The sequence below is a fragment of the Azospirillum sp. B510 genome (genome assembly GCF_000010725.1).
GTDB lineage: Bacteria > Pseudomonadota > Alphaproteobacteria > Azospirillales > Azospirillaceae > Azospirillum > Azospirillum lipoferum_B.
Genome location: NC_013860.1, coordinates 254,703 through 261,596, shown reverse-complemented (window position 1 = coordinate 261,596; position 6,894 = coordinate 254,703). Strand labels below are relative to the sequence as shown.

The 6,894-nt window shown below is 70.0% G+C and carries 5 protein-coding genes; all 5 read left to right on the top strand.

Features of this window, described 5'->3' with window-relative positions; genetic code table 11:
- The 5 genes from AZL_RS33210 (at position 1) to galE (ending at position 6,874) form a co-directional block, all read left to right on the top strand.
- On the top strand, positions 1–1,470 hold the full coding sequence (locus AZL_RS33210) for a mannose-1-phosphate guanylyltransferase/mannose-6-phosphate isomerase (RefSeq protein ID WP_012978720.1): 1,470 nt from the start codon (positions 1–3) through the stop codon (positions 1,468–1,470).
- A 161-nt stretch (positions 1,471–1,631) separates the two neighbouring features.
- Positions 1,632–2,015: a hypothetical protein gene (locus AZL_RS33205; protein ID WP_012978719.1), complete on the top strand. Its 384-nt coding sequence runs from the start codon at positions 1,632–1,634 to the stop codon at positions 2,013–2,015.
- Between the two features lie 3 nt (positions 2,016–2,018).
- A complete protein-coding gene (locus AZL_RS33200; protein WP_012978718.1) occupies positions 2,019–4,217 on the top strand; it encodes a peptidase domain-containing ABC transporter in 2,199 nt (732 codons plus the stop codon).
- An 18-nt stretch (positions 4,218–4,235) separates the two neighbouring features.
- Positions 4,236–5,717, top strand: coding sequence for an HlyD family type I secretion periplasmic adaptor subunit (locus tag AZL_RS33195; protein ID WP_247894592.1), 1,482 nt, complete (start codon positions 4,236–4,238; stop codon positions 5,715–5,717).
- Positions 5,718–5,857: 140 nt separating this feature from the next.
- On the top strand, positions 5,858–6,874 hold the full coding sequence (gene galE / locus AZL_RS33190) for a UDP-glucose 4-epimerase GalE (RefSeq protein WP_012978716.1): 1,017 nt from the start codon (positions 5,858–5,860) through the stop codon (positions 6,872–6,874).
- The last annotated feature ends 20 nt before the right edge of the window (positions 6,875–6,894 follow it).

The following is a 6,894-nucleotide window of genomic DNA, read 5'->3' as shown; positions in this document are numbered from 1 at the left end:
ATGACCAGCAATTCCGCGCAGAAGATCGTCCCGGTGCTGCTGTCCGGCGGTACGGGGTCCCGCTTGTGGCCCTTGTCGCGCGAACTCTATCCCAAGCAGTTCCTGCCGCTCTGCTCCGACCGGACGATGTTGCAGGACACCGCCTTGCGGGTCAGCGCGCAACCCGGTTCCGTACAGTCCGGCATGGCCGCGGAAGCCGTCTTCTCGGCCCCTCTGGTGATCTGCAACCAGGAGCACCGCTTTCTCGCCGCCGAGCAGCTGCGTCAGTCGCGCTGCGCGCCGCGCGGCATCATCCTGGAGCCGGCTGGCCGCAACACCGCCGCCGCCTGCGCGCTCGCCGCCCTGGCGGTGACCGCCGAGGATCCGGATGCGCTTCTGCTGATCCTGCCGGCCGACCACGAGATCCGCGATGCCGAGGCCTTCCGCCGCGCCGTCGCCATCGCCGCCCGCGCCGCCCAGGCCGGCCGTCTCGTCACCTTCGGCATCACCCCGACCCGGCCGGAGACCGGCTACGGCTATATCCGCCGTGGCCATGCGATGGATGAGGCCGACGGCGCCTACAATGTCGCCGCCTTCGTCGAGAAGCCGTCGCTGGAGATGGCGGAGCGCTATCTCGACGAGGGGATCTATGCCTGGAACAGCGGCATGTTCCTGTTCCCGGCCGCCCGTCTGCTGGACGAGCTGGAGCGCCATGCGCCTGCGGTTCTGGCCGCCTGCCGCGAGGCGCTCGACCAGGGGGCCAGGGACCTCGACTTCTTCCGCCTGGACGCCGCCGCCTTCGCCAAGGCGCCCAGCATCTCCATCGACTATGCGGTGATGGAGCGCACCGACCGTGCCGCCGTCGTCCCCTGCGAGATCGGCTGGACCGATGTCGGCGCCTGGTCTGCCCTGTGGGATGTCGGCGACAAGGATGGCGAGGGCAACGTCGTCGTCGGCGACGTGCTGCTGGAGGGGGCCCGCGACTGCTATGTCCGCAGCGACAACCACCTGACCGCCGTGGTCGGGGTGGAGAATGCCGTGGTCGTCGTGGTGGACGATGCCGTTCTGGTCGCCGACCGCTCCCAGGCCCAGGACGTCAAGCGCATCGTCGACCGGCTGAAGGCGGAAGGGCGCAGCGAGTCGGTCAGCCACCGCCGGGTCCACCGCCCCTGGGGCTCCTACCAGTCGCTGCACACCGGCGACCGTTTCCAAGTGAAAAGCCTGACCATCGCCCCCGGCTCGCGCCTGTCGCTCCAGAAGCACCATCACCGCGCCGAGCATTGGGTGGTGGTCAACGGCACGGCGCTGGTCACCCGTGGCGAGGAGCAGGTGATGATCTACGAGAACCAGTCGATCTACATCCCGATCGGCACGGTCCACCGGCTGGAGAATCCCGGCAAGGTGCCGCTGACCATCATCGAGGTGCAGTCCGGCTCCTATCTGGGCGAGGACGACATCGTCCGGCTTGAGGATGTCTACGGCCGCAACTGAGCGGCCAGCCGACCGCAGGGAGACAGGGGCGCGGACGTCGCCTGTGTCTCTTTGTGGATTGGGAGATTGCCGGCTTGGTCAGGACCGGCGGCTTCCGGTACAACGAAGGCGCGAGGGTGCCGCGGTGAGCGGCGCCCCGCCTTTTCGCTGCCGGGACCATCATGACCATCGAGCCGCCGCAGGACGACCACATTCCCGAACTCTATGCCGACGGGGTCTTCGACATCGGCTTCGGCAATGGCATGGTCCGCATCGACCTCTACAGCCTGTCGGCTCTGCGCAAGGACGACAACGGCCAGCCGTTGCCCGCCATCCGCCAGCGGGTGGTGATGAGCCTGCCCGGCTTCCTCGCCAGCCTTTCCGCCCTGGAAGGCATGCGCCAGCGGCTGGAGGCCGCCGGCGTGCTGCCGCCCGGCGCCGCGGCCGCGCCCGTCGCTTCCGCCCCCCCGGCCTTTCAGAACCCGGTGCGGGCGACAGCCCAGCCTGCCTCTCCCGCGACCCCGGTTCCTCCGCCCGGACGGCCCCGCTCGCCGAATTTCGGTTGACCGATGCCGGACGCCGGCACGACCGTCGCGCCGCCCGTTCCAGGGGGCGCTTCTGAGCATGACGAGAGCACCGCGCTGCGCTGCCTGACGCTGGTGGCGCGCCATCATGGCCTGTCGGCCTCGCCGTCCGCCCTGCGCGCCCGCGTCGCCCCTGGAAGAGGCGAACCCTCCATCGCCGACCTGCTGCGCATCGCCGACGCCACCGGCTTCAAGGCGACCGCCCGCCGGCTGGACTGGAAAGCCCTGCAGGCCCTGCCCCCCGTCTTCCCGCTGCTGGCGCGGCTGTCCAACGGCAACACCGTCATCCTGGTCGGGCTGTCGCGTCCCGCGGATCCGGCCGAGGAGCCGGTCATCGGCGTCGTCGATCCGCTGGCCGACCGGCTGGACGTCATCGACGTGCCGCGCGACCGCTTCCTGGAGCGCTGGGACGGGGATCTGGTCTTCCTGAAGCCGCGCCATGGCATCGCCGATCCGCGCCAGCCCTTCGGCCTGCGCTGGTTCGTGCCGGAGATCCTGCGCCAGAAATCGGCCTTCCGCGACGTGGTGGTCGCGGCGCTGGTGCTGCACGCGCTCGCGCTTGCCGTTCCGGTCTATTTCCAGATCGTGATCGACAAGGTGCTGGTGAACGAGACCGTCACCACGCTCCAGGTGCTGACCATCGGCGTGCTGGCCGCCCTGCTGTTCGAGGCGGCCTTCCGCTTCCTGCGCCAGTTCATCCTGCTGGCGGCGGCCAACCGCATCGACATCCGCCTGCTGAACCGTACCTTCGGCCATCTGCTCGACCTGCCCATCACCTTCTTCGACGGGCATTCGGCCGGCGTCACCGTGCGCCACATGCAGCAGGTGGAGCGCATCCGCGAGTTCCTGACCGGAAACCTGCTCTCCACCGTACTCGACAGCTTGGTGCTGCTGGTCTTCCTGCCGGTGCTGTTCTTCTATTCGGTCAAGCTGACGCTGGTGGCCCTGCTGTTCGCCGGTCTGATCGCCGGAGTGGTGGTCGCCCTGGTGCCGGTCTATCGCAGCCGCCTGCGTGACCTCTACAACGCTGACGCCGAGCGGCAGGCCATGCTGGTGGAGACCATCCACGGCATGCGCACCGTCAAGTCCTCGGCGCTGGAACCGCAGCAGCGCCGCGGTTGGGACCGCAAGGCGGCCCGCGCGGTGACCAGCCATTACCGGGTCGGCCGCATCTCCATCGCCGCCCGCACGGTGACCGAGTTCCTGGAGAAGGCGATGATGGTGGCGGTGGTCGCCGTCGGCGCCTTCGACGTCTTCGACCGCCAGCTCTCGGTCGGCGCGCTCATCGCCTTTCAGATGCTGTCGGGCCGGGTGGTGACGCCGCTGGTCCAGCTCGTCTCGCTGATCCACCAGTATCAGGAGACCGCGCTCTCGGTGCGCATGCTGGGCGAGGTGATGAACCACCCGGCCGAGCCCAGGCGCGAGGGCAGCGGCGCCTGCCCCGTCCTGGTCGGCCGTATCGAGATCGAGGGGCTGGGTTTCCGCTACGACCGCAACCGGCCGCCGGCTTTGGACGGTGTGACGCTGGCTGTGCCGGCCGGATCCATCGTCGGGCTGGTCGGGCGCAGCGGCTCGGGCAAGAGCACGCTGATGCGGCTGCTCCAGGGCTTCTACCCGGTGCAGGAGGGCAGCATCCGCTATGACGGGCTCGACATCCGCGAGCTGGATCTGGCCCATCTGCGCCGTTCCATCGGGGTCGTGCTTCAGGAGAATTTCCTGTTCCGCGGCACCATCCGCGACAACATCGCCATGACCATGCCGGAGGCCAGCCGCGAGGAGATCGTCGAGGCCGCCCGGCTGGCCGGCGCCGACGAGTTCATCCACCGCCTGCCCGACGGCTATGACACGCTGGTGGAGGAGGGGGCGAGCAACCTGTCCGGCGGCCAGAAGCAGCGCATCGCCATCGCCCGCGCCCTGCTGCCCCAGCCGCGCCTGCTGATCCTGGACGAGGCGACCAGCGCGCTCGATCCCGACAGCGAGGCCATCGTCATGGCCAACCTGCGCCACATCGCCCGCGGCCGCACCGTGCTGATCGTCACCCACCGGCTGTCGACCCTGACCGGCTGCGACACCATCGCCGTGCTGGAGCAGGGCCGCCTGCTTGATCTCGCCCCCCATCCCATTCTGCTCGACCGCTGCGCCGAATACCGGCATCTGTGGCAGCAGCAGAACCGGGGGCGCTGAGCCATGCCCGACACACGCATGCCCGCGGATCAGGACGCCGCGCAGGCCGAGACCGGCCGCGCGGTCGTTCCGGCCAGGAACGATCCCCCCGCTCCCCCCTCCTCCGCCCCTGCCCGCCGCCGTACCGTCCTGCCTGCCCCGTCGTCATCGCCGCCGGACTTCGCGCTGGACTATCTGCCGGACGGGGCGGCGATCGAGCATGCGCCGCTGCCCCGTCCGGCGCGCTCCACCCTCTATGTGCTGGCCGGACTGCTGGTGGTGCTGGTGCTATGGGCGGGCTTCGCCCAGGTCGACCGCATCATCACCGCCGGCGGCCGGCTGGTGACCACCGCCCCCCTGGTGGTGGCGCAGCCGCTGGAGACCGCGGTGGTGCGCGGCGTCGACGTGCAGGTCGGCGACCGGGTGCGGGCTGGCGACCGGCTGGCGACGCTCGACCCCACCTTCGCCGCGGCGGATCTGGCCGACCTGACCGCCAAGCTCGCCAGCATCGAGGCCCAGACCGGCCGTCTGCGCGCCGAGCTGGATGGCGGCGACTTCACCCCCGCCGACACCCCCGATGCGGCCGTCCAGGCCGCCATCCTGGAGCGCCGCCGCGCCGAATACCGCTCCCGCCTCGCCTCGCTGGACGAGAAGGCCGGGCAGTTGGACAGCGCCATCGCCGCCAGCCGCCGCGCCCAGGCCGGGCTTGCCGAGCGGCTCGCCGTGGTCGGCGAGGTCGAGGACATCCGCCGCCAGCTTCAGGAACGCCAGACCGGTTCCCGCCTGAATTGGTTGGAAGCACGGATCGAGCGGCTGCGGCTGCGCGACGAGCTGGCCGCCCAGCAGGACCGCGAGCGGGCGAGCGCGCATGAGCTGCGCGGCGTCCAGGCCGACCGCGCCGCCTTCATCGACGAATGGCGGCGCAAGACGGCGGAGGAGCTGGTGGAGCAGACCCGCCAGCGGGCCACGCTGGTGGAGCAGGTCGCCAAGGCCGAGCGCCGCCGCTCGCTGGTCACCCTGACCGCCCCGGTCGACGCGGTGGTGCTGGAGGTGGCCAAGCGGTCGGTCGGCTCGGTTGTCCGGGAGGCCGAACCGCTGGTCACCCTGGTCCCCGCCGACGTGCCGCTGGAGGTGGAGGCGGAGATCCCGTCGCGCGACATCGGGCTGGTGCGGGTCGGCGACGTCGTGCGGGTGAAGCTGGACGCCTTCCCCTTCCAGCGCCACGGCACGCTGCCCGGCGAAATCCGCACCATCAGCGCCGACGCCTTCACCCACGACGCGGCCCAGGGCGGCGTCCAAGGAGCCGGGGTCAGCCCCGATTCCCCGAGGCCCATGGCGGGGGCGGTCTTCCGCGCCCGCATCCGCCTGACCGCCACAAGGCTGGAAGAGGTGCCGGACGGCACGCGGCTCAGCCCTGGTATGGTCGCTTCGGCCGAGATCCGCGTCGGCACCCGCTCGATCCTGTCCTACTTCCTCTATCCGGTCATCCGTGCGCTTGATGAGAGCATCCGCGAGCCGTGACCCCGGCGATCATCATAAGAGGCCAAGCGGGGTATTCCGCAAAGAACCGGGGGCGATCCGAATAGATTGCGCCGCACCATCGGCAACGCCTCCATACTCGGCGCAACGTCGATCCCCGTGGTCCAATCAGAGATGAGAGCATGTCGCTGATCTCCAAAGCCCCAGCCGAGGCTGGCCTTGTGTTGGTAACCGGTGGAGCCGGCTATATCGGTTCCCATGTGGTGCTGGCGTTGCGTGACCAGGGACGCGCCGTCCTGGTCCTGGATGATCTGTCCAGCGGCCGGCGCTCTGCGGTGCCCGATGGCGTCCCGCTGGTCGAGGGCGATGCCGGCGACAGGGCATTGCTGGCTGACATCTTCGCCCGCCACGGCGTCGGCACCGTGATGCATTTCGCCGGCAGCATCGTGGTGCCGGAGTCGGTGGAACGGCCGCTCGCCTATTACCGCAACAACACGGTCAAGAGCCACGCCCTGATCGAAGCCTGTGTGGAGGCCGGCATCGGCCGCTTCATCTTCTCCTCCACCGCCGCCGTCTACGGCATGCCCGACCGGCTGCCGATCGACGAGCGGACGCCGACCAAGCCGATCAACCCCTATGGCTCCTCCAAGCTGATGACGGAGTGGATGCTGCGCGACAGCGCGGCGGCGCACGACCTGCGCTATGTCGCCCTGCGCTATTTCAACGTCGCCGGGGCCGACCCGCAGGGCCGTTCCGGCCAGGTGTCGAAGGTCGCCACCCACCTGATCAAGATTGCCGCCCAGACCGTCACCGGCCAGCGGGCGGAGCTCCAGATCTTCGGTGACGATTACGACACGCCGGACGGCACCTGCGTGCGCGACTACATCCATGTCAGCGACCTTGCCGACGCCCATGTCGCGGCATTGCGCCATCTGGAGGCGGGAGGAGCGTCGGAGGTGCTGAACTGCGGCTATGGCCGCGGCCATTCGGTGCGCGAGGTGCTGGCGATGGTGGAGCGGGTCACCGGCCGTCCGCTGCCGATGCGCATCGGCCCGCGCCGTCCGGGCGATCCGCCCGCCCTGGTGGCCGGCGTGGAGCGGATCGGCCGGACTCTCGACTGGACTCCCCGTCATGCCGATCTGGAGACCATCGTCACCTCCGCGCTCACCTGGGAGGAGAGGCTGGTGCGTCAGGAATAAGGCCCGGTTCGGATGCGAAG

Bases quoted from the DNA above. Each gene is read 5' to 3' on its own strand.
- AZL_RS33205 (WP_012978719.1), top strand. From the start codon at position 1,632: ATGACCATCGAGCCGCCGCAGGACGACCACATTCCCGAACTCTATGCC.
- AZL_RS33200 (WP_012978718.1), top strand. From the start codon at position 2,019: ATGCCGGACGCCGGCACGACCGTCGCGCCGCCCGTTCCAGGGGGCGCT.
- AZL_RS33195 (WP_247894592.1), top strand. From the start codon at position 4,236: ATGCCCGCGGATCAGGACGCCGCGCAGGCCGAGACCGGCCGCGCGGTC.
- galE (WP_012978716.1), top strand. From the start codon at position 5,858: ATGTCGCTGATCTCCAAAGCCCCAGCCGAGGCTGGCCTTGTGTTGGTA.
- AZL_RS33210 (WP_012978720.1), top strand. From the start codon at position 1: ATGACCAGCAATTCCGCGCAGAAGATCGTCCCGGTGCTGCTGTCCGGC.